A 23847-nucleotide genomic window follows, 5' to 3' on the forward strand; every position below is an offset into this window, starting at 1 on the left:
CGTCCCAATTCATTGGGGCGCTTTTTTATGATGCAGGAGTGGAATCTAGCACTAATACTCACTAGTAATCATATCCTCGTGATCCATAATAACCATATTCATTCGATAGGTTCTGTATTATAATAGGTCGGTATGTAAAGATGTAAATATTGCTACTACAGCTAGGAGGTGCAAGTGATGAAGTTGCAAGCAAGTCATACCGCTGATCGATCAGAGGCATACCAGGAAGTGAGTCAAAGCTCGGTTATTCGATTGCTGTTCAAGCAGCTGAGACCGAAGCAGTGGACGAAAAATTTGCTCGTATTTGCAGCGCTTATCTTTTCCTTAAAAGCCATTAACGTGTCGGCAATCGTGAATACCCTGACGACTTTCTTTCTATTCAGCTTCGTATCAGGATGCGTGTATATATTGAATGATTATGTGGATCGGGAAGCAGACCGCAATCACCCGGTCAAGAAGTTTCGTCCTATGGCGTCCGGTGCATTGAATCCAACAGGCGCTTTGGTATTTGGGGGGATATTGCTCGTTTGCTCATTGGTGGTATCGTATAAGATTAACCCGCTCTTGATGCTCTTGTTAGCCGTCTATTTTGCCATGAATGTGTCGTATTCCCTTAAGCTGAAGCATGTGGTCATTATGGACATTATGGTGATCGCCTCAGGCTTCGTGCTTCGAGCAATCGCAGGAGGATTGGCCATTAACGTGCATCTGACGCCATGGTTTTTGCTGTGTACGATGCTGCTGTCCCTATTCCTTGCAATTGGCAAGCGGCGGCACGAGCTGTTCTTGCTTGACAAGCAGAAGGATGCCCATCGCAAGGTGTTGGACAAGTATTCGTTCACACTGCTTGACCAACTAACGAGCATCGTTGCGACGGCTACGATTATTAGCTACTCGCTATTCACGTTTACAGCTGGCCGAACGATTTATCTCATGTGGACGATCCCATTTGTCATTTACGGCATCTTCCGCTATTTGTACTTGATTCACATCGAGAACAAGGGTGGAGCACCGGATCGCCTGCTGGTAGAGGACAAGCATATTCTTGTGACGGTAGTGCTGTATATCGCGAGTGTGTTGTCTATACTGCTTATTTTTGAATAATTGGATAGGGGATGAACGGACGGTTTGACACGTACTAAACTAGCTTTATTTGATATTGACAAAACGATTACGAAGCACGATTCGATGCTGCTGTTCTTGAAGTACGGCATCGCAACCAGACCGCGGGCTGCTGTTCATTTGACCTCGGTGTTATGGAATTTGCTGCTGTACAAGACGGGGAGAATTCCTGCCGATAAGGCAAAGGAAGCCTTTTTCTGTGCAATTAATTATATGGACGAAGCAGATCTTGAGGCCTTCTATGACAAGATTCTCGCCAACGATGTGTATGAAGAGGCAGTTGAGGAAATTCGCCGCAAGTATACGGAAGGATACCATGTACTTCTAGTGTCTGCGTCTCCGCATGCTTATATGAAATACTTCAAGAAGCTGGGCTGTGTGCATGAGGTCATTGGAACCCAACTGGAGAAGAGCAACGATCGATATACATCTCGCATTGTCGGGGTAAATTGCAAGGCGAATGAGAAGGTTGTTCGTATTCGCCAATATGCGAGCGAACAGCGGTTCACGATTGACTATGAATCATCCTGTGCGTATTCGGATTGCTTGAGCGACCTGCCTATGCTGCAATTGGTGAAGCACCGCTATGTTGTCAATCGTGCTTCCGAGCCTGCTCACGGATTGGAGGAACGTAGATGGAACAGATAACATCCCGACACTTGGGGAAGCTGCTTATGATCTTCTCCGCCTTCTGCACGGCAACAGGACAACTTTTTTGGAAGTGGGGCGTGCACCACATTTTATATGTCGGAGTCGGATTCGTTTTTTACGGCGTGGGGGCGCTTCTCATGATCAAGTCGCTTTCCATGGAGAAGCTGTCCGTCGCGTATCCACTGATGTCCAGCAGCTATATATTTGCCTTGATTTACGGAGGATTGTTCTTGAACGAAGCCATTACCTTGCAAAAGGGAATGGCCGTGCTGCTGTTAATGCTTGGCGTGGGGTTGATCAGCTATGAGAAATGAATGGTTATGGCTGCTGCTTATCTTCATGACGTGGTTCGGTTCATTAGGAAGCGCGTGCTTTAAATGGTATTCCATTCGCCACCGCAAGTGGATTCTGCTTACCGGATTTATGCTGTACGGGATCGGGGCGCTTCTCAATATCTATTTACTTCGTTTTTTGCCGTATACACTTGTTCTTCCAGCGAATGCGCTAACTTATGTGTGGACACTCTGTTTGGCTAGATGGTGGTTCAAGGAATCGGTAGGTTGGCATAAGGTAGCGGGAATTGGTGTCATCGGGTTAGGATTGGTTATTCTAGTTCAATAGCGAGCTTAGTTGTACATAGGAGGAAATCGGTAGGGAGGCGAAATATTCTATGAGGTCGGGATCGAGTGGGTACTCATACGAGTACCCGCCTAATCATGATTTCCAGTCATTTTGTAGTAACGGAGGATTATATCATCATGAAGTTTTGGAAGTCTGTGTTTGCTGATAAGAAGGATAATCGCACCGCGCTTATTCTTTTTGTTATTTTTTCACTGCTCTATATTCTACTGAATATTCCTTTTTTAACTTATATGGAAGAGTATAAAAACATACTGTTGCCGCGCAGTCCATTTAACGACGCGCCTTTTACCTTGAATCTCTTCAATTTCGACCCGTCGTTTTATTATGCGCCGCAATCTTCTTTCATTCATCCACTGCTCAATTTTGTTGCGACACCCTTGAAGGCACTCGCCAAAGCAACAATTGGCAATGCGCTCTTTGTTGGAGTTCAAAGTATGATGAATGCGCTCTGTGTTGTCATTCTGTATTATTACTTGCGCCGCAATCTGTGCTGTAATTGGTTGTCTATTAGTACTGCTGCATTCTTCGGGGCGAGTTCGTACAGTATTTTCACTGCCCTTATTCCTGACTCCTATCCATATGCGGTATTCGGGATTCTTCTGACGGTATTGTATGCTCAGTATTGCAGACTGAATAACCGATTTTCCCTTATACCGGTCGCACTGCTGCTTGTATTGAACTTTGGGATTACCATTACGAATGTTGCTACAGCGGCTGGTGTCCTATTCTTCTGCTCACTGGGACAAGGCAAGCAGTTTATTGTGAAATGGGTGAAGGTTGCGGGGATATTTGCCGTGATGGTTGCGCTGTTGACAGTGCTCCAGCATGTCTTATTTTCCGGCAATACGTGGGTATCCTCCTGGCAGCATAACATTGAAGCTGGGGGCATGAGCTATGTCTCTCCATTCTCGTTCAAGCATCATTGGAAGGCAGTCTATTCCATGATCGAGAGTCCGATTATTACGCCGAACCTTGTTTTAATGAGCGACTCGATTATGGCGTTTGTCACAAATTTAGCTTATCCATTCCCATGGTACGGTCATCTTGTCGGTGCAGTTGTCATCGTCTTGAGTTTGATGGCAATTGGGAAAGGGTATCGTTCGGCTGAAGTGTGGTCCTTGAACGTGTATCCGCTGTTTGCCATTTTGCTTCACCTTGTCGTCGGCTTCGGTCTACGAACATTTGAATATGATATGTACCTATATGCGGGGCATTATCTCTTTGCCTTATTCTTGTTAATGGCGTGGTTCATTCATCGTCTGCGAGGACAGGCTCGCCGTGTGCTTACTGGCATTGTAGCGGCGTGTGCAGTCATCACCCTATTGAGCAATATAATGGGACATATGAAGGTGCTGGATACCGTAAAGCAAACATATGCGCAGCTCCAATCGGCTATTATGCACGATGAGACATCATCACCACGACACTACATCATTGCAAAGGATGAACGATTATGAGCAATATTTCATTGGCCAGGGTGGAACGCAAGCGGGTTCAGCTTCCGCAAGGCGCGCTGCTGACCCTGCTTCTGGTAGTCAAATTAACGCTGCTGCGCCACTTCGTCTATGATTCGATTACCGTATCAGGCTTGCTTACCGATATCATTTCCGTACTTCTTATTGTCAGTCTCTTCGAGATGGTGCTGCCTCGATTCGGCAAAGGTACGTTATATTGGATCTTTCAGGTCATTTTCTCTATTTTGATGTTTGCTGCAACACTGTACCATATTCACTTTAATACAGTACCAACCTTTACTGCATTTGATGAAATGGGACAGGTTCCACAAATACGCGGCAGTATCGGGCCGCTTGTGAAGTTCTCACACTTTTTGTACTTTGCAGATATCGTGGTGGCTGGAATATTTGTTGCATTTCGTTGGTTGATCCGTAGGACGTATTCGCAGCAGCAAGCTTGGATGGATTCATCCCCGCCACAACGGTATGCAGGTTGGATGTGGAGAACTGCTGCGGCCCTGATTTTGATCGGCTGCATGAGCTATTCCTGGTTCGTAATAGACAAGGCAGAATCGATCAGCAATGAGACGGTGAAGTCAGAGAAGATTGGCTATCTCAACTATCAAGCTGCAACAGCGCTGAAAATCATACGTGAGAATGAGATCATTGCGAATGGGAATTTGGATGAGACGAAAGTGAAAATCCAAGAGCTCCAAGCGGCATATCCTTATCGTAAGGAAAACAATCCGTCTGGACAGCCGGAGGGTTTCGGATTGGCCCGCGGTGCCAACGTGATTGTTGTTCAACTGGAAGCCTTTCAGAACTTCCCGATCCAGGCCAAGCTGGAAGGACAAGAGATTACACCTGTACTGAATAAGCTCGTGAAGGAGAGCTATTACTTCCCGAATATATATCAGCAAATCGGCCAAGGAAATACATCGGATGCGGAATTCTTGTCCAATACGTCCATATATCCGACGGGAACGGTAGCGATGTCTACAGGCTTTGGGAAGAGAGAGCTTCCGAGTATGCCTCGTCTTCTTCATGACTTGAATTATCAAGCGGCAACGTTTCACGTCAATGATGTGACATTCTGGAACCGGCATTTGCTCTATCCTGGACTAGCATTTGACCATTATTATGACAAGCCGTACTACACGAACGATTTCTTCAATGATTTTGGTGCTTCTGATGAAGAATTGTATAGAGTCGGTGCGGAGCAAATTCGGGAGATGACGAAGCGAAATCAGCCATTCTACGCTCAATTCGTGACGACATCCAGTCATGCGCCATTTGTTGTGCCAGACAAGCTGCGGAAGTTGACGCTTCCTGCCGATATGGAGGGCTCGTACCTAGGGAACTATTTGACGGCAATCAATTATACCGATTATGCATTGGGACAGTTTATCGAGGAGTTGAAGAAGCAGGGGATATGGGATAAGACAATGCTTGTCGTGTATGGCGATCACTTTGGCGTGAATCCGAAGGAAGCAAGCGACAAGGAAATAACCGATCGACTCGGTGTTCCCTATTCGAATGAAGTAAGCCGCTTCAATATTCCGTTGATCATTCATGTGCCGAAGCAAGCTGAGTCTAAGATAATCGAAAGGACGGGCGGTCAAATCGACATTATGCCGACAGCTGCCAACCTGCTCGGTATATCCCTGCAAGAGAAGCAATTCCTTGCACTTGGTCGCGATATGTTGAATACAGAAAATAATGTAGTCGGTATGCGCTACTATCTGCCAACAGGCTCCTTCTTCAACAATGAAGTTATGTTCGTACCGGGCGAAGGGTTCGATGATGGCACAGCGATATCGCTAAAGACATTGCAGCCCGTGCCTATGAAGGAAGCGTACCGCAAGGACTATGACTATATTCTCTCTCTTATGAAGCTGTCGGATGAATACGTTCAGCTGCTGCCGAAGCGATAAGGGGAGTCATTTCTACCTTCACGGAACGAAAATGTTGGTAAAAAGTCACTCGTCTATGATTCTCGCCATGTTATAATAAGTTGGTAGATTATGCCGAATTATGGCGATATATGATGGAGGGGTCAACATGAGAAAGAGAATATGGACGTGGCTGCTGGTTGTGTCATTGCTTCTAACGGGTATTGGGAGCAGTATACAGCCAGCTTATGCTGCAGCAGCTTCTTCAACCGTAGGAACAGTGAAGCTGTATGATTATTCACTGCTGGAATGGAACGGAAAGCGCGTATTCCTAGGCAGGCATTATGTAGAGACATCTACGGATGGACTGTATCTCGGCTTGAAGCCATTTACAGACATCTTCGGGTTCCAAGCGGATTGGAACAAAACATCGAAGACATTGACATTGAAAAATCAAGAGCATACCTTCGTATTCACAGCCAACAGCAAGCAGGGGAAGGTGGACGGAGCTGCACTGCCGCTGCCTGAAGCTGTTCTATTCGAGAAAGGTGGCGTTGCTGTACCTTTGTCTTACGGTGCATTGCTGAATAATGTGAAGCTGGAGCTCGTGAATCAGTTGGACAAGGTACATGTTGCGGCGATTCCAAATGAAGATGCATATAGTAACGCGTATGACAAAGTTAGCGGTCCATATCATCAAATGTATAGTACATACGAAAAGGCGCTAGCTGCATATGAGTTGGCATTGAACGATAAGCTTTACTATGTTCAAGGTTACATTGATCAACGATCACCGCTGTACGTGATAGGTTCGAGCACCGCAGAAGGCAATCATACGCTAGCAAACTCATCCACAGTGGGCATGATCATACAGAATCCAGACAAGAGTGGATACTCTCAGAATGGATATGCGGGCTATCATTACTATCTCCGAACTGAAAAGAAAAAGAATATTTTCGGAGAGACGATTGATGTGTACGTATTTGGTGCTCCAACGGCTGCTATGCAAAAAAATATCAACGCGAAGAAAAATGCGTATAAGAAGGCAGATGCCAACCTTCGCAAATCAAATAAGCAGTTCGATTCCGTAGTGAATAATTGGATCAATGCGGTGAAAAAGCATTACAAGGGTGCTGGTAAGCCAAATGATCCGAACACACTAGCAGCTATTGCCATCCACTTGAAGGCATTATATATGGACACTGGCGCTTATGCCTTCGATGATGAGGCGAAATCCGTTCTAGCTGTTCTAAAGAAAACGAGTGAAAGTACTCATTGGGGTGTTCGCAACGTATTCGACGAGGGTGATTTCCGTGAACGATTCCAATATTTCTTGAAGAAGGATGTAAATGTAGCACTTAGTATCGCGCACACGTCTGAACAATATAAAGCTGCTGCAGAGATTTTATATACGAAGAAGAACTATAGTGCGGCAAAACTTGCGGCTGATGAAGCGCAAGCACTTGGCGCGAATATGAAGCAAATGTTAGCTGAACTGAACAAGTTGGTTGCGGAAGATAAAGAACAAGAACAATTCAAGGCATGGCAGCAATCCTATGCAGCATTGATAAAGAAGTTCGAAGCAGAGCTTGCGAAGTACAATCCGGAGAAGAACGGGGAAGAGGGAGCGAGCGCACCTCAAGCTAATAAAGAAGAGATTGATGCTCAGTTCTCGAAGCCGTTAGCTAAGCTGAAGACGGAACTGGCAGCTCTAAAGTCGGTCGAGAAAGATGTCGAAGAGGGCAGCGTTACGAACTTTGAATGGGCTATCCAGTATTTAACGAAGAATCCAACAGACTATGTCACGGCGGAAACCTTATTCGATGTAGCCAAATTTAGATTTGAAATGAAGGACAAGAAATAATAATATAAGAAGCTTCAGCAGATAGCTGCAGTCTTATCGTAATCGTAAGGTTTCGAGGGGACTGCAGCTTTTGTATCTATGACTATATAGTGTTGTGATTTAATTCACATACTATCACTCAATTCCATGATATAGTGTAACCATAAAGAACAGGGAGTGATAAAGATGAGAACATTCAAAACATTTGACACAACGGATCAAGTAACTCGCAACTTCCTTCAACTTTGCTATATGTGTGACGATAATGACAGATGCACGACAGAAGAAGAGTGCAGACAATGCTGGGCTGACCAGGGTCTTGCAGCTAAGCCGGAAGAAGAAACACGTGAACTGCTGAATGCTTATTACGCCTAACAAGAAATGACTTTCGTTTCAAATACTTTGTGAAAATAATAACTTACCATGGTTAGTTTTGCCTCCACCTTATATAATAGAAAGAGCGCCGCATACTTGATAGGCAGTATGCGGCGCTCTTTCGCTGTTTCTGGTGTATTAGGCTGTCCTCTTAGACAGTGTTGGTGCTGGCTTCGGCTTTGCTGGTGCAATATTGCGGTTCGCCAGGCTCGTCGCAATCATCCCGGCGATAATGACGAACATCCCTACGAGTGACCAGCCTTGTGGGAATGTTCCGTTGAGAAGCAGTACCTCGCCAAGCACGGTGAAGATCAGAATGCCAGCCTGTGTGGACTCAACTCCAGCAAGCAGTGCTGTATTATGCTTCGCCATGTCTGTTGCCAAGAAGAAGAGCAGACTTGCGATTACGCCAGAACTGATGGCAAGCAGCATTGCTTGTCCGAACTGAGAGGCGGATGGCAAACCTACAGACATAGTTCCGTATATGCCAAGCAGGATAGCTATAGGCATACTGCCAAGTGCCATGCCGAGTGTGCGCTGGAAGGAATCCAGCTTGTTGCCGCAGAGCGCCATCATTTTACGGTTGCCAAGCGGATAGAAAGTAGCTCCGATAATAACAGGTATGAAGCCCAGAAGTAATTCCGATAAGGTAACATTGCTTGCTTCAGACACTTGCATGAGTACTACACCGATAAGTATAATGACGGAAATGCGCATACTCTTGAACGGAATGGACTGGCGTACTCTTACCGGGCCATTCGGTGTCTGGCGTGTCTCGAAGAACAGTGGCGACAAGCACGCGCCAATTAAGATCGTAATTTGCCATGTTCCCGATGTGAGCCAAGACGGTGCATAGACTGCTGCAAAGCTGAGCAGCGAATAGAACGCGACTCCACACAGGGAACCCCATGTTAGCCACTGCAAGGGATGCTTACGCATTTCACGGAAGAGAGGCGTAAGGTTTTTGCGAAATGCGACAATCGCAAGCAGTATGGGAATCGCAAGTAGAAAGCGCAGCGATGCGGTCCAAGCCCAGCTTGTTCCGGACAGGTTCATCGCGCGGTTAATAATGAATGTGGATGAAAAAAACATGGATGCTAAAATGCCAACAAATATGGCTCTCATGATGCTCACCTTACCTCTACTTGAAAATCATTTTCAATTGTGTATCCAGTAAAGTATAATATACTATATTATTTTTAAAGTAAAGTATAATGTAACAAATATTTGCATAATGATTGTAAACTTTTCGTTCGAATTGGGGGAAACATTCGATGAATGAGCACGAAACGAAGCAATTGATGCAATCGGTAGGCGCGAATTTGCGGAAGCTGAGGAAAGATAAGCAGCTAAGTCTTGAGGAATTGTCCGCTCTGTCAGGGGTTAGCAAGCTTACTCTTGGCAACATTGAGCGTGGAGATACGAACCCAACAATCGGGATGATGTGGAAAATATCGCGGCATTTGTCCGTTCCTCTGATGACGCTGCTCATGCCGGATAAGTCAGTGCGCATCTCTCGATCAGGTCATGGCCCTACCTATGAGAGTGAATCCGGACAATGGATATTGGAGCCTGTTTTTACGGATCTGCGCGAGAAGATGGAGATGCTGCGTGCACGGCTAAAGCCCAATTGCGTCTACGAACCAGAGCCAAATCACCCATGGACAGTGGAAATTGCTACGGTGATGTCGGGTACGGTGCAATTGACCATTGGAGAAGATACGTATACGCTGCACCAATTTGACTCCATTCAATTTTCCGCTACCGAAACGCATATGTATGCCAATGTTGGCGATGAGGAAGCGGTCGTGCAATTTACGGTGTTCTACTCGTAACGGGATGTGAGGGATATACAATTGTTGAAGGAAGAAGCGGGTGAGGACAGATGAGCATACGTAAACGCCGCATGCTTGAGGTGTATTATGATAGTTGGTGTCCGCTTTGTACGGGAATACGCTCACGATTGGAACGATGGGATTGGCTGCATGTGCTGCGATTTTACTCGATACGCGATCAGCATGTGACGGAACGGATTCCAGTGTCCATGGACAATCTGGTGGACAGCATGCATGCGCGGGAATCAAGCAGCGGACGCATTCTTTCCGGTATCGAGGCGGTGCATGCACTCTGTATGAGGGTGCCGATATTAATGCCGATGAGTCCGTTCATATGGCTCAGCATGAAGCTGGGAATTGGCGGGAAACTGTATCGATACATCGCTTCAAGACGTACGATTGTTCCTGCTGGCCAATGCAACTCTAATGGCTGCGAGCTTCCAGTGCGGAGGAATACTCAAGGCAATGATTCCGATACGCATTCAAGCAGAACATAACGTCCTTACGTATAGGCATAGGGCGTATTTCTGTTTTTTTGGCAATGCCACCATTGCTCGTATCGACCATTCAGGTATGAGGATGCGCAAGCATTGATTGAAAGAAGGTGTTAGAACGTGACGAAGCTGCGTCATCAAAGTACAACAGGAAAAGTGACAAAGCCACGACGGGTGAGTGGTTGGTTTATCTTTTTTCTACTAACGGATCTGCTCGTTTTCGGCGGCTTTGCTATCATGTACAGTGAATCTAACGGCTGGGAAAAGGGATTACAGAATGCGGTTCCTGTTGAAACGGTGACTCCAGAAATGACAGGCATCGTAGCGATAACAGGTACGCTTACCTCTCGAAATCCTGCCCTGGATGAACATTTGGCTTCATCTTATGCGCTGCTCGTGAAAGAGGATCGAAGGTGGTCATGCAACTCTCGCAATTGCAGTTATGTGACAACAATGACGACAACCGTCGGTAACGTGAACGGATTGTCGGTGAACGGGATCCCGCTTCAGCCGTCCGTATTCCGCCTGACCGATCTTACTGTGCCGCTGCACGAGGGGACGCTCCGCAATCCGAACGAAGAGGTCGAGAACAACCGAGTACTGGTAGTGGCGCCGAAGGAGACGGCATTGAGCTATGGCGGCGTTCCAAATGGCGAGGAGGTTACCATACTCGGGCAGGCAGAGGAAGGACAGCTGAAGCCAATGTCATTTCCAAATGGCACGGATTCCGTCTTGTATGGAGGCTTGCCGCCCTATGCGCCGAAGGATAAGCCGGAAACGATCGAAAGAGGATATGTCGTAGGTTCGTCGCTGGATGCTATCATAGCTCATGAGAAAAATATGCAGAATGACGTCATTTGGACCGTGCTCATCGTTGGTTTACTGCTGTTGCCTGTAACGCTGCTGCTGGCCCCATGGCCGAAGAAACAGCGAGGTTAAAGGAGCCTTAAGCCATAATTTTTCTCGTAAATGGATACATAAATACGAATTGCAATATTGTTGGGCGAAGCCAGAGCTTCGCCTTTTTTCGTTGCGCCAAAGAAATGCGGGTCAGATTCAATTACCAGAAACGCGATCCGTCCCAGCGGTAATGGCTAAGCATGTCTTCATCGATGGCTGTCCCAATGCCGGGGCCGTTCGGAATATCGACGGTTCCATGATGAATGTGAAGCGGAACCAAGGCCGTAAATGGATTGTCCATTACGTCCCACTCTATCGGTTCAACCGCTTCGTCGGCGTCCATTTTGCTCCAGGAAGGCAAGCAAGCGTGAGCGAACAGCGCGTAGCAGCGGGCTAAAGCGCCATCGAAGGTATGCGGGGATACGCGAATGGCCGCTGAGCGTGCGAGCTTTAGTACGTCGCGATAGGCATCGATACCGCCAAGATGAAGCGGATCGGGCTGAACAATATCCAGCGCTTGCCGAACGATGGCTTGATGGAACAGCGAGGGAGTCATGGCATTTTCACCGCCTGCAACCGGAATGTTCAGTTGAAGTCGACAATGCGCAAATTGATCCCATGCGTTCAAGGGCAATGGCTCTTCAAACCAGAGCCAATTATCATATTGACTGACCAGGGAGTTCCAGCTGCTAGCCGTGGCCGCATCATAGCTTCCATTGGCGTCCAAAGCAATTCGTACGCGCTGCCCGTACTGTTCTTGGACGGTGCGGACATGGCGAATATCATCAGTGAGTGATTTCCCGCCCACTTTTATTTTCATGTTTATAAACCCCTGTTGAACCGCTTGCTCCATATCCTTTAGCGATTGGGCTATCCAATCTGATGCATCTGAATACGATTGAAGCGATGCGTACAAGGGGAGAGAGCGTCTAACCGCGCCACCCCAAAGCTCGCAAATTGATAAATTCGCGCCGTGTGCAACGATCTCTGTCAGAGCCATGCTGACCGCAGCTGCGGGTCTATCATGCTTTTGCTTGGATAATGCAGTGATAATGGCATTTCGCTCCCGGGCATCCTTGCCAAGAAGGAACGGAATGACGGCGTGTTCAAACTCGGTATCCAGAGCAGGCAGCCAGCCCGAACATTCACCCCATCCGGTAAGTCCAGACTTCGTCGTAATTTTGATCAGGTAAGCGGAACGGAACCTTTTCAAGCCATTGGCATCCCCGTAGGGACGGGGGATTCGATATAACAATGGGTACGTGTCGACCTTGTGAATGAGCAAGAGTAACCTCCTAATAAAAATGATGACAATGTTTTAAGTATGGGATATGTTGGAACACTTTTATAAGCGGCAATCGCAAAAGAAAAAAATTATAATTCGTAAGAAAGAGGGAACGCGATGGGATGGGAAGGTTGGCCAATCGAGCGAATGCTCATTTTATTCGTCAGTTTAGCCTTTTGTTTAATCGGCATACAAGTGACGATGTCTCATTATCGGCAAAATTTTCACCATAAAGCGATGTGGGTGCCCGTGCTGGCATCTCCGTTGTTTTTTGTGTTCGGGTTGATTCTCGTCTGCTTTCACGTGGCATGGCTGCGTGTTTTTTTTCAAATCCTTATGTGGGTTGGAGCTTTGGCGGGACTGGTCGGTTTTTATTATCATGTTCGTGGTGTAGGAAAGCGGGTCGGGGGCTATCAATCACATAACTTTCTAATTGGGCCTCCTGTCATTATGCCGCTCATGATTACCGCGATGAGCCTGCTTGGGATAATAGCGCTGTATTGGCGAGCGTAATGGTTGAAGATGACTGTACTGGAGTGAGATTGATGGTGAGAAGAACTCGGTATCCTTCATTCAATGTACTGGATGAACGCGAGGCATGGGATACCCATACCCAAGCCATCGTGACGAGCAGAATAAGTAAGTCGCAGTCCTGCACCGTGCTAGATGGTGAGGAATATAAGCTGCTGCAACAGGTATGTTCCGCGCTCGTCGATGACGAGAGAGAGGAAGTAATTCAATATGTGCTCGCCCACGTAGACCAGACATTAAAGGATACGACGACGGGAGAAGGGGAACGCAGAACGGGCGTGCCGGAGCGCAAAATGCTTATTCTTGAAGGGATTCAGCATTTAGACAAGTTCCTGTTGCAAGTTACGGGAAAAAAAGCGAGCAAATGTGAAGCACAGCAGCTTACCGAGGTGCTTCGGCAAATTAGCGATGGACGAGCGGATTATTCGAAATGGCCCAGCAATCTTCAACGCGAATGGTTCTTGAAGATGCTTAATCTGACTGTCGAGGCGTATTGCTCGCATCCTATCGTGTGGTCTGAGATGGGGTATGCCGGCCCTGCATACCCGCGCGGCTATGTTCGCGGCGATATCGGACGGCTTGATCCATGGGAGGCGAAGGAAGAAGCATGATATTGCGTAAATTTGCTGATGAGGCGGATGTTGTAATCGTCGGCGCCGGTGCCGCCGGCGGCGTGCTTGCTAAGGAATTGAGCGAGGCCGGGTTCCGCGTCGTTGTACTGGAGGCCGGGCCGTTTCGCGATCCGCAGCAGGACTTTGCAAGCGACGAGCTTACCATGAAAAACTTGGGCTGGCAGGACACCCGCATTGTGGACGGAAAAGACCCGCTGACGATGGGTCATAACAACTCCGGTCGCGGTGTAGGCGGAGGAACGGTGCATTTTACGGCCGTGTTTCTTCGATTCCATGAATCTGACTTCCGCACCAAGACACTGGATGGTGTTGGAGAAGACTGGCCCATACGATATGAGGAACTTGAGCCGTATTACTCGCGCATTGAGAAAGCGATTGCGGTATCCGGTCCGAAGCATTTCCCTTGGGGCAGCTACCATGGGCCTTATCCGTATCCAGAACGAGATCCGCTGAGTCCGAATGCTTATTTATTCATGAAGGGCTGCGAGAATTTGGGGATTCGTTCGTCTGTTCCGCCGCTCGCCATCATATCCGCGCCGTTCGACGGCCGTCCGCCATGTATCAACAGGGGCTTTTGCAACCAAGGATGCATGCCGAATTCGAAATTCAGCACGTTAATTGTGCATATTCCGAAGGCTATCGCTGCAGGAGCGGAGGTGCTAGCCGATTGCATGGTAACCCAAGTGATAACGGGAAGCGACGGCAAGGTAACGGGCGTAACGTTCGTGCATGAGGGCGTGACTTATGCGCAGAAGGCAAAAGTAGTCATCTTGTCCGCTTTCGCGGTAGAGACGCCGAGACTGCTGCTTCACTCTGCGAATAACCGCTATCCAGATGGACTTGCCAATAGCAGTGGTTGGGTTGGCAAAGCGATTATGCCGCACAGCAGCGAGGACGTTTATGCCAAATTCGACCGCGATATACGGCTGTACAAGGGAACTCCAGTACTGGCGACGACGCAAGACTTCTATGAGACAGACAAAAGCAGGGGGTTCGCGCGAGGCTACACCCTTCATGCACATGGCGCCAGACCCGTCGGGTTCGCTCAGGGCTTGAGCAAGTCTCGGACAGGCCCAATCTGGGGAAGCCGGCTTAAGGAAGAGCTGCTGGACTATAATTACTACGGAAGAATTACGATGGTAGGAGAGGTGCTGCCGAACCCGGACAATCGGGTAACGCTTGCCGGTGAAAAGGATGAGAATGGAGTGCCGCGGGCCAAGGTAACGTTCAGCTATGGAGAGAACGACCGGAAGCTAATCGAGCATGCCGTTGGCAAAATGAGCGCAATTCTGGAAGCGGAAGGCGGCGATGTCAAATATGTCGTGCCGGATACCGCTCATCTCATGGGTGGCTGCCGAATGGGCACGAATCCGCAGACTTCTGTCGTCAATTCGTATGGGCAATGCCATGATATTCCCAATTTGTTCGTCTGCGATGCCAGCATGTTCGTGACATCCGGCGGAGCTAACCCGACGAATACCGTAATGTCACTGGCTCTGCGAACCGCCGATTACATCAAGGAACAAGCGAGGAAGCTGGAGCTGTAATAAGCTTCCTTCATTAAATCGTTTGAGTAATGTCAATGACGTGGAAAGACCATAGGAACTTTTCGTTCCTATGGTCTTTCTTGCCATTTCATTCGGAGCAACAAACGATTTACCTTCCAACTTAATTCATGAGAATCCGGCAGGATTACAATTCATAGCAGATATTTATGCTGGACGGGTGTAGTTTCGGTTATATGAATAATTAGCATGCTCGATATTGCTATACGTAGTTTACAGTTTACTTCCTACTCCATATTTCCCGTCAATGATTGATTTATCTTACCGCATAAGCTTGCCAGCTGTTGCAGCTCATCCTCACTGAGCCCATCACGAATTCGATTCATGACGCCATGGCGAGAGTAGGCCGCCTTCTGGAGGAAGGCGTGACCTTGTTCGGTGATTTCATGATACATATAGCGTCGATCTTGAGTATCGCGTGTTTGTGTAATCATGTTTTTATCGATAAGTTTCTTTGTTAATTTGGAAATCGCGGATAATGTCGTATGGATCGAATCTGCAAGCTCTCGAGTCGTTTTTGCTCCATTCGTAGCAAGCAGATCCAATATATTGTACTGCGCGGAAGTGATTCCTTCCACATTGAACCGATTATGCTCTGCGACCAGCTTGCATTGGAGCATCGTAAATTCCTTTTCGAAATCGCAATTAATATGTTCGGTCAATTTTTATCTCGTCCTTTCTACTCGCACCTTTTCGGGAACTTGGTACGCCATTTCCTATGGCTATATTTTATAGATAGGCCCCTATAATGGAGTCATTGCTGGATTTCAATGAATCGGGCGTACCGGTGGCGATTACGGTACCACCCTCTTGCCCTCCTCCTGGGCCAAGCTCGATCACCCAATCCGAATTTGCGATAAGTTGGGTATTATGCTCGATTAGTAGAACCGAATCTCCGCGATCGACGAGCCGATTCAATACGGCAAGCAATTTGCTCGTATCCTGGTCATGCAATCCGACGGAAGGCTCATCCAATATGTACAGCGTGTGGCCGCTGCGGGCATTGGACAGTTCTGCTGCCAGCTTGACGCGCTGCGCCTCGCCTCCAGAGAATGTGCTGGATGGTTGCCCCATCCGTAAATATCCTAAGCCTATATCGCATAAGCAATCCAGCTTGGCTGCGATCTTCGGAATATCGCGGAACAGTTCTCTTGCTTGCTGGATGCTCATGCCCAATACATCGGCTATGGAATGTCCATGCCATTGCACAGACAGTATTTTCTCACAATAACGCTTCCCGTGGCAAGTTGGACAAGGAATCAAGCGATCGGCCATAAAGTGCATCTGAACCTTAAGACTGCCCGTGCCTTTGCAGGATTCGCATCTTCCTCCAGCTACATTGAAGGAGAAATCAGAGGCTTTCAACCGCAAGCCTTGTCTAGAGGCCAATTCCTTGAACCATTCCCGAATGTCATCGAATACCTTTGTATAGGTTGCAGCATTAGAACGGGACATTTTGCCCATCGCTTGCTGATCGACAACGACGAGATGCTGAATATGTTCTAAACCGCCAATTCGGCTGGAAGCATTCGATGGCGAACCAATTGATTGCAACTGGGGAAGCAGCTCTTCCATGACCAGCGTGGACTTTCCGGAGCCCGACACGCCAGCAATGGCGGTAATGATGCCCAGGGGAATGTCCACCGTAATATGCTTTAAGTTGTTTGCGTGTGCATCACGGATGGTCAATGTGCGGTTCCAGCTTCGAGCGGTTGAACGATGCCGATTCAGAGATTCACGAAGGCTTTGAGCCGTCATGGATTGCGGGTGATACAGCAACTCGTTAACCGTCCCTTGGAAGACAAGCTCTCCTCCAAGCTCTCCTGCGCCTGGGCCGATGTCCACTACATAATCGGCTTGTCGGATAATATCGATATCATGTTCAATGACAATTACGGTGTTGCCGAGAGAGGCCAGCTTACGTACCGAATGCATCACCTTGTCGGTATCCTGCGGGTGCAATCCTGTCGTAGGTTCATCAAGAACGCAGATCATGCCGCTCAAGTTCGAATTCAGCAAGGAGGCCAGCCGCATACGTTGCGCTTCTCCGCCAGACAGGCTAGAAAAGCTTCGATCTAGTGATAGATAGTTCAGTCCCGCATTCATGAGACTTCGCGTACGTTCCCGCAATTCCCTACAGATAGGCTGAGCCGCTTCGACGTATCGATCAGGCAGAGCAGAAGGCAAGCCTTCAAGCCAATTCAGCAGTTGAGTTAGAGACATAGACATGAGATGGTGGATCGGCGTCCCGTTCACCAGGACGTACGAGCTTGTTGCATTCAACCGCGAACCGTGACAGGACTCGCAAGGAACTGTACGGAGGAAGCGGGCGAATTCCAGCTGCGATTCCTCGTCATCGTCACCCTCGTAATATCGGCGCAATAGGCTATTCACTGCACCTTCATATTTGCCCTGCTTCATATTGGATGGGGCAGGGGCATCAGGGCGAAGCTCGCGAATGCGTGGATCATCCGTGCCGTACAGCAGCATGTGACGGACGATGTCTGGCAATTCGCCGATCGGCCGCTGAAGATCTTCCTCCTCCAGAGGAAGGCGATAATATTTGGCTGCACGCAGGAGAAGCGGGGCAAAGTGCCACAGGAATCCCTTTTTCCAAACTTGAATGCCTCCATCTTGAATCGACAAATCAGGACGTACAATTGCATCGAGAATGGGCTCTATTTGTTCACCTAGACCCGTACACGCCGGGCACGCACCAAGCTGTGAATTGAAGGAAAAGTGAGCCATGGTTATATTTTCAACGGGTTGTCCGCAAGAAGGGCACGCATAGTGCTCCTGATGGGAATGTTCTTCCTCAGACAGACGAACAGGGGTCGTACGTATATCCGCATAACTGAACACTACTTGGCAATGCGGACAAGCACGTTCTCCAATTGCCGTATACAGCAAACGCAGATATGTATAAATCTCACTATATGTTCCAACGGTAGAGCGTCGGCTGAAGTTATGATGATGCTGACTAACGCTGACGATAGGGGACAGACCGTAGATGTCGTCATAATCCGGCCGCTGCACGTTGTCTGCTGCATGTCCGGAAGCACTAACAAATTTGCGCTCACCCTCTTGGACAAGTATGTTAAACAGCAGGGTTGATTTCCCTGAACCAGATACACCGGTTACAACGGACAAATGATTGCGTGGAAAACGAACAGTGACATCCTTCAAGTTATGTTCCCGAGCCCCTTGAATGACGATCCATTCGTGTGATGATGCAGTCATGTTAATTCCTCCTTATTATTTGAATAGTTCAATAGTTGAGAGAGGAAACTATTGATTACAGAAATTAATATAGACCTGTACGTAGAAGTTGTCAAATGGCGCTAGAATGAGACTCTGAGACTCATTACGCTGCGTGCATCTGCAATTAGTTGACCCAATGTTTTGTGTTACGGAATAAAAAGAAAGGAGCCTGCTCGACTATTTTGGCGAGCAGGCCCTTGTGAGAACAGAATAATTGATGATCATGCTTCGTTAATATACGGTACAGATTGATAATAGAAATTCGGATTCACAATCGTATTGTCGTAGCTTTGGTGGAAAATAGGCGTTGCGGCGGGTGACATCGGTGGAATCAGCCATGTCCAGTCGCCTGTATGAGCACGGTTACAACTCTGTTCCTGCTCCTGGAACTTAACGAATTGTTGTGCTGCCGTATGGTGGTCTACGATGCTAACACCCGCTTCCTTGAAGGAGTGAAGCACTGCGGTATTAAGCTCAACAAGAGCCCTGTCCTTCCACAGTGATGTATTCGACACCGTAGACAGCCCCATTTGCTCTGCGATGACTGGCAGCAAATTATATCGTCCTTCATCGGCCAAATTCCGTGCGCCGATTTCTGTTCCCATGTACCAGCCATTGAATGGCGCGGCAGGATAGGAGATGCCGCCGATTTCAAGGCGCATATCAGCAATAAGCGGCACGGCATACCATCGCAGCTGCAGCTCAGCAAACCATTCCAACTCGGGATGGACGAGCGGCACCTCTAAGACGGAGGACTTCGGAATCTCAAATAACTGCGGTGAGTTAGCTCTTGTCTGAATAACAAGAGGCAGCACATCGAACGGTGTGTGTTCTCCCTGCCATCCAAGTGATTCACATATTCGGGTAAATGAGAGCGAGTGAGGATCTCCCATGATGCCTTGGCTAGTCTCATAGCCGGCATAGCGAATCAACTGATGATTCCATATCCGAACAGGATGCATTCCGTCTGGATGAGCAGGTGGAAAAATCGTGATTGCAGGACGTATCCGGCCATCATTTGTTGCGAAGTCAATATGTTGGACTAACGCGTCTGCGATCTGCTTACACTCGGTTATATGTCTGGCGTCAACCACATGCAAGGATGACCAGAACAAGCGGCCAATACAGCGATTGCTATTGCGCCAAGCCATCTTAGCTCCGTGAGTTAGTTCTTCTGCAGTATGCGAATAAGTGCCAGTATGTTCAATCTCGGAATGTATTTGTGATAAGCGCCCCTCTATGTCAGCAGGGAGCTTGCCGAGCTCTTGATAGCATTGCCTAATAAATGTTGAAGCTTCTTCTAGAAGCGTATGCTTCGCGTATACGTTCATCTTCCGATGTCCTTCCTTGCGGCGTAAGCGCCGTAATGTGTCGGATTAACTATATCAGATTCTAACGATTTGGTATGTACCATTGATGACGATGTCGATGAGATGTAACAATTTCAGCCGGAAAATCGTCGCAAAAATTTTGTTACCCGGTCATAAATGGTGACATACAAGCTGTCACCATTCACATGATATAATCAGGTCAAACCGTGAAAATCATCCAGCTAAGGAGAAGCCATTGAAACGAATCGATCGATTAATTGCTATCATTATCGCCCTACATCACCGTTCCGAAACGGCTCAATCATTAGCAGAGAAATTCGAAGTCTCCCGCCGTACCATTATCCGAGATATGCAAGCATTGGGCGAGATGGGAGTACCGTTATATGCGACAGCGGGTTCAAGCGGGGGCTATCGGTTAATGGATGGCTACATGCTCCAGCCGCTTCAATTATCGACCACAGAAGCATTAACCGTGCTCTTCGCGCTGCAAGGCATGACACAGCTTCCCGATTCACCATTCAATCAGGAGCGTTGGACGGTCATGGACAAGCTGAAGCAGATCGTATCCAGTGAAGTGCTGACTGAGGTGGAACCGATGTTAGAGCGTGTCGAGCTGTCCGTACCTACAAGAAACTACCGTGCTCCGCAGTTGAAGCAGCTGATTGCGCTTCTATCACAGGCGAAGCCCAAGTGGCTCCATATATTCTATCGTTCACAGAAGCATCAGCGTTGGTTGTATATCCAGCCGAAGCGGATATATTCGGCACATGGGTTCTGGTATTGTGAAGCCTATTCGTTAACACATGGTGAAGATCGATCATTCCGTGTCGATCGTATGTCTCAAATCTCGATAGCCGAAGATGAAGATGTACGCACAGTACAGGGCAACGGGGACAACGGCAAGGGCAGCCAAATAAAGCGTAATCTAGAAGCCGTGAAAAAGGAAGACCCGATCCGAATCCGGGCAAAACTGACCTATCGCGGCATGCTGCTTGTCGAGCAAGATGAACATATTGGGGAATTGGTGCATGAAACCGGTGAAGATGTGGGAGAGGTTGAGTTTAACTGTCCCCAGTCAGAATGGGAATGGGCACAGCGCTTCTTCTATGGCCTTGGCTTGGATGCAGAGGTGTTGGAGCCTGTGGAATTGCGAGAAGCCATTTATAAGCATGCTCATCAGGTATGTGAGAGGTATAAGGGAACAAGGTAGGCCTTTAGGTTTCTTTTTGATACATAGCGTTTGGAACAGAGGAAGGAAGAAGATGTTAGATCAGACGAAGAAGGGATGAGATCGAAGATGAGCGCGAATACGAATTTGATTCACTTCTTATAAAGAAGCAGTTGAGCTTATTCGCCAAGTGGGTATTCTGCCGCTGGCCAACCTCGCTCCCCATCATCCTTCACTTGCGGGTGTGACAGAAGAATCGGCATGGCATAGTGACACCGATGCGGATCCGTGGCGTTGGCGGGTTCAATTTCCTGGGGATGGGGTTGCTGCCTACGGCAAGTTCATCAAGAAGAAAGGGGTGTTTATCTCGCTGGAGTGGGTACCGATTGTCCGCTCCGTGCTTGGCGATACTCGTTCCGTCAAGGAACGGTATGCAGCAGGTGAGATGTCGCCGGAGGCGAAACTGTTGTATGGCATCATTGTTGAACATCCCGGTATCGATACGAGGCTGCTGCGAGTGAAGGCAGATATGAAATCCCCTGATCAGAAGAAGGCATTCGACAATGCGTTAAATGAGCTGCAGGGGACGATGGATATTGTCATCTCGGGTGTGACAGAACGGCGCAATAGTGCTGGCGAAGTGAACGGATGGAATAGCACCTCCTATGAGACGATTGACCATTGGCTGGAGAATCTGGGTATCGAGACGTCAATGATATCTGTACAGGATGCGAAGGAACAGCTCTATGAACGTCTTGCTCGTTCTACGACTTCGGAAGCGTTAACTTATTTTAATAAAATCCTAAAGCTGCAATAAATTGTCCATCAATTTAATTGCATTAAATAAATGAGTCGATATGGACTGCGACGAGCAAATCGATGGAAGAAGGCAAGTGACGAAGCGAGAAAATGATATTCACGAAATATATTAATCACATTAAATAATAATGGAGTTGATAAAAATGTTGAGTGTAGACAGCTTCAATCGCGCGCAGCGCTTTATTTACGAGAATGCGAGACTGCTCGACCGCAGACGTTTTGAATATCATTTCGGCCAAGGGAGCAAGGCAGCTGTTATCATGGCTCTTACAGGTTTTCAAAATGAGGATGGAGGATTCGGTCAAGCGCTGGAGCCTGATATTCGTTGTCCGCATAGTCAGCCTGTACCGACAGAAGTAGCACTATCCATTATGCACGAGATTGATGAATATGACCGCAAGTTAATTGTTGGAATCGGCAGCTATTTGAAATCGGTTACAGTGGGCGACACTGGAGGATTCCCTCTTATTCAGACGTCAGCGAATGAATATCCACATGCGCCTTGGTGGACAGTCGCCGATGATCGTCAAGCCTCCATAAATCCTACGGGACATATTCTCGGGTATTTGATGAAGCAGCATACCGTTCCTGAGCTCACCCGAGAAGAATGGTTCCAGCAGGCTGAGCAGTTCATGTGGAATCAGCTAGAGGCAGCCGATAATGAAGGCTATCACAGCAATATACAATATATCTCCTTCTTAACTGGTCATCCGGATAAAGAACGAGCAGAGAGGGCATTGCAGAAGGTGAACGAATGGCTGCAGCTGCCAGGTGTCATTGAACGCAATACGAAGGCGGAAGGGTATGTTCATAAGGTGCTGGATTGGGCACCAACGCGTCACAGCTACTGCGTACAATTTGTCACTGAGAAAGAAATCGAAGAGCATCTGCAATCCCTTGTGGAGGAGCAGCAGGAGGATGGCGGTTGGTCAATAAGCTGGCCAGCAGTGAGTCCAGCAGGCGAGATGGAATGGCGGGGATACGTAACCGTCAATCGGCTGCTGACGTTGAAGTCATATGGATGGTTGCAACGCTAACAATAGCGACGATAAGGCCAACTTCCAACAATTACGAAGTTATGCACAACATAGTGATTTTGTTGTTTTGTCTATGTCTACAAGGGGGAACTTGGATTTGAGCAATATGCATCGAATTTTATGGTTTGATCAAGAAGTACGATCGAATCATTTTCCGAATTGTACTCAATTAGCACATCAATTCGAGCTATCTACCAGACAAGCCAATCGAGATATTGAACATATGGTCAACTCTCTTGGAGCTCCTCTTCAGTATGATGCCAAAAAAAGAGGCTATCGGTATACGGATGCGACATTTGCTTTGCCTAGCACGTATATTACGGAAGAATTAAGACGAACGCTAGCATTCTTGTCTCATCGTTATCAGGATTACAATTATGGCGGTTATGATGAATACCAAGCGAAATTGCCAATTATGCTGCAAATATCAGAATTGTTCCGTCGCTTGTCAGACGTTAATGAGCTGCAGTCTCAGCAAATTCCAGCTTATGAGATCAATGTCGAGATCATTGACATAGCAAATCAACTAAGCATGGCCATTCAGAACAACCAAGTGCTTACCATTCAATATGACGGCATGGAAGGAGCAGAGACGTATACGTTTCACCCCTATAAGCTGTGCTACAAGCAATACGTCGATTACGTCATTGGATGGTGCGAGCAGGAGGAGGAGCAGAAGATGCTTCGCTTGGATCGAATCATCCGAATGGAACGAGCAGCGGGAATATCTCGGCTAAATGGTGAACTGCCCTCTACCTTCGGTTCATCGAATCTTCCTATTCAGCCATTTACGGCAATCATAGAGTTTATAGATAAGCCTTCGGAAGCATGGAGAGATTACAATCTTATGAAACGAGAAGATTCGGTGGTATTCGAGATCCAATTTTTCGATGTGTCCTTATTTATGTCAACAAGAGATTGGGCAAGGATTGTGAAACCGAAATGGCTGAAAGAGAAGGTAAAAGCAAGATGTGAACAAATAATGGGGATGCTTAGCGAATAGGCGTAAA

General features: G+C 47.6%; 22 protein-coding genes and 1 pseudogene. 18 read left to right on the top strand and 5 right to left on the bottom strand.

Annotation, left to right across the window (positions count from 1 at the left end):
• The first annotated feature begins 177 nt into the window (after window positions 1–177).
• From RQP50_RS14410 to RQP50_RS14445, 8 genes are all read left to right on the top strand, one after another.
• Window positions 178–1104: a decaprenyl-phosphate phosphoribosyltransferase gene (locus RQP50_RS14410; RefSeq protein WP_315745821.1), complete on the top strand. Its 927-nt coding sequence runs from the start codon at window positions 178–180 to the stop codon at window positions 1102–1104.
• Window positions 1105–1128: 24 nt separating this feature from the next.
• Complete coding sequence (locus RQP50_RS14415; RefSeq protein ID WP_315745822.1) at window positions 1129–1770, top strand: HAD family hydrolase; 642 nt, start codon at window positions 1129–1131, stop codon at window positions 1768–1770.
• A complete protein-coding gene (locus RQP50_RS14420) occupies window positions 1758–2087 on the top strand; it encodes an EamA family transporter (RefSeq protein WP_315745823.1) in 330 nt (109 codons plus the stop codon). The genes RQP50_RS14415 and RQP50_RS14420 overlap by 13 nt, the downstream gene beginning before the upstream one ends.
• A complete protein-coding gene (locus tag RQP50_RS14425) occupies window positions 2077–2394 on the top strand; it encodes an EamA family transporter (protein WP_315745824.1) in 318 nt (105 codons plus the stop codon). The genes RQP50_RS14420 and RQP50_RS14425 overlap by 11 nt, the downstream gene beginning before the upstream one ends.
• Window positions 2395–2531: 137 nt before the next feature.
• Window positions 2532–3872: a DUF6080 domain-containing protein gene (locus RQP50_RS14430; RefSeq protein WP_315745825.1), complete on the top strand. Its 1341-nt coding sequence runs from the start codon at window positions 2532–2534 to the stop codon at window positions 3870–3872.
• Window positions 3869–5803, top strand: a complete 1935-nt coding sequence (locus RQP50_RS14435; protein ID WP_315745826.1) for an LTA synthase family protein — start codon at window positions 3869–3871, stop codon at window positions 5801–5803. The genes RQP50_RS14430 and RQP50_RS14435 overlap by 4 nt, the downstream gene beginning before the upstream one ends.
• 127 nt (window positions 5804–5930) lie before the next feature.
• On the top strand, window positions 5931–7625 hold the full coding sequence (locus RQP50_RS14440) for a stalk domain-containing protein (RefSeq protein WP_315745827.1): 1695 nt from the start codon (window positions 5931–5933) through the stop codon (window positions 7623–7625).
• A gap of 165 nt (window positions 7626–7790) precedes the next feature.
• Window positions 7791–7979 carry a hypothetical protein gene (locus RQP50_RS14445; RefSeq protein ID WP_065292076.1) on the top strand — a complete coding sequence of 63 codons (189 nt, stop codon included), beginning with the start codon at window positions 7791–7793 and terminating at the stop codon, window positions 7977–7979.
• Window positions 7980–8117: 138 nt separating this feature from the next.
• Here RQP50_RS14445 and RQP50_RS14450 read toward each other — a convergent pair whose 3' ends face one another.
• Entirely contained in the window at window positions 8118–9104 is a 987-nt protein-coding gene (locus RQP50_RS14450) for a DMT family transporter (protein ID WP_315745828.1), read from the bottom strand.
• A gap of 149 nt (window positions 9105–9253) precedes the next feature.
• Between RQP50_RS14450 and RQP50_RS14455 the strand changes: the two genes are divergently transcribed.
• From RQP50_RS14455 to RQP50_RS14465, 3 genes are all read left to right on the top strand, one after another.
• Window positions 9254–9814 carry a helix-turn-helix domain-containing protein gene (locus RQP50_RS14455; RefSeq protein ID WP_021253831.1) on the top strand — a complete coding sequence of 187 codons (561 nt, stop codon included), beginning with the start codon at window positions 9254–9256 and terminating at the stop codon, window positions 9812–9814.
• A 50-nt stretch (window positions 9815–9864) separates the two neighbouring features.
• Window positions 9865–10311 (top strand): thiol-disulfide oxidoreductase DCC family protein, encoded by a 447-nt coding sequence (locus RQP50_RS14460; protein ID WP_315745829.1) that lies wholly within the window; start codon window positions 9865–9867, stop codon window positions 10309–10311.
• A 117-nt stretch (window positions 10312–10428) separates the two neighbouring features.
• The gene (locus RQP50_RS14465) at window positions 10429–11247 is read left to right on the top strand and encodes a hypothetical protein (RefSeq protein WP_315745830.1); all 819 of its coding nucleotides are present in this window, start codon (window positions 10429–10431) and stop codon (window positions 11245–11247) included.
• A gap of 121 nt (window positions 11248–11368) precedes the next feature.
• Here the strand turns inward: RQP50_RS14465 and RQP50_RS14470 are convergent, their stop codons facing one another.
• Window positions 11369–12493 carry a mandelate racemase/muconate lactonizing enzyme family protein gene (locus tag RQP50_RS14470; RefSeq protein ID WP_315745831.1) on the bottom strand — a complete coding sequence of 375 codons (1125 nt, stop codon included), beginning with the start codon at window positions 12491–12493 and terminating at the stop codon, window positions 11369–11371.
• A 117-nt stretch (window positions 12494–12610) separates the two neighbouring features.
• On the opposite strand from RQP50_RS14470, the gene RQP50_RS14475 reads away from it, so the two are divergent.
• The 3 genes from RQP50_RS14475 to RQP50_RS14485 are packed head-to-tail and all read left to right on the top strand — an operon-like array spanning window position 12611 to window position 15203.
• Complete coding sequence (locus tag RQP50_RS14475; RefSeq protein ID WP_315745832.1) at window positions 12611–13006, top strand: hypothetical protein; 396 nt, start codon at window positions 12611–12613, stop codon at window positions 13004–13006.
• Between the two features lie 32 nt (window positions 13007–13038).
• Window positions 13039–13635, top strand: coding sequence for a gluconate 2-dehydrogenase subunit 3 family protein (locus tag RQP50_RS14480; protein WP_315745833.1), 597 nt, complete (start codon window positions 13039–13041; stop codon window positions 13633–13635).
• Window positions 13632–15203 carry a GMC family oxidoreductase gene (locus RQP50_RS14485; RefSeq protein WP_315745834.1) on the top strand — a complete coding sequence of 524 codons (1572 nt, stop codon included), beginning with the start codon at window positions 13632–13634 and terminating at the stop codon, window positions 15201–15203. Before RQP50_RS14480 ends, RQP50_RS14485 begins: the two co-directional genes overlap by 4 nt.
• Before the next feature lie 245 nt (window positions 15204–15448).
• Here the strand turns inward: RQP50_RS14485 and RQP50_RS14490 are convergent, their stop codons facing one another.
• From RQP50_RS14490 to RQP50_RS14500, 3 genes are all read right to left on the bottom strand, one after another.
• Window positions 15449–15883 (bottom strand): MarR family winged helix-turn-helix transcriptional regulator, encoded by a 435-nt coding sequence (locus RQP50_RS14490; protein WP_315745835.1) that lies wholly within the window; start codon window positions 15881–15883, stop codon window positions 15449–15451.
• Between the two features lie 67 nt (window positions 15884–15950).
• Complete coding sequence (gene uvrA, locus RQP50_RS14495) at window positions 15951–18461, bottom strand: excinuclease ABC subunit UvrA (RefSeq protein ID WP_315745836.1); 2511 nt, start codon at window positions 18459–18461, stop codon at window positions 15951–15953.
• Between the two features lie 242 nt (window positions 18462–18703).
• Complete coding sequence (locus RQP50_RS14500; protein ID WP_315745837.1) at window positions 18704–19813, bottom strand: nitric oxide synthase oxygenase; 1110 nt, start codon at window positions 19811–19813, stop codon at window positions 18704–18706.
• A 235-nt stretch (window positions 19814–20048) separates the two neighbouring features.
• On the opposite strand from RQP50_RS14500, the gene RQP50_RS14505 reads away from it, so the two are divergent.
• The 4 genes and pseudogenes from RQP50_RS14505 (at window position 20049) to RQP50_RS14520 (ending at window position 23840) form a co-directional block, all read left to right on the top strand.
• A complete protein-coding gene (locus RQP50_RS14505; RefSeq protein WP_315745838.1) occupies window positions 20049–21023 on the top strand; it encodes a helix-turn-helix transcriptional regulator in 975 nt (324 codons plus the stop codon).
• 124 nt (window positions 21024–21147) lie between these two features.
• A pseudogene (locus RQP50_RS14510) lies at window positions 21148–21798 on the top strand (AlkZ-related protein); the annotation flags it as partial.
• A 145-nt stretch (window positions 21799–21943) separates the two neighbouring features.
• Window positions 21944–22837, top strand: coding sequence for a hypothetical protein (locus RQP50_RS14515; protein ID WP_315745840.1), 894 nt, complete (start codon window positions 21944–21946; stop codon window positions 22835–22837).
• A 106-nt stretch (window positions 22838–22943) separates the two neighbouring features.
• Window positions 22944–23840: a helix-turn-helix transcriptional regulator gene (locus tag RQP50_RS14520; protein ID WP_315746148.1), complete on the top strand. Its 897-nt coding sequence runs from the start codon at window positions 22944–22946 to the stop codon at window positions 23838–23840.
• Window positions 23841–23847 lie beyond the last annotated feature (7 nt).

It is taken from the genome of Paenibacillus suaedae, from assembly GCF_032337355.1.
GTDB classification, from domain to species: Bacteria; Bacillota; Bacilli; order Paenibacillales; family Paenibacillaceae; genus Paenibacillus_B; species Paenibacillus_B suaedae.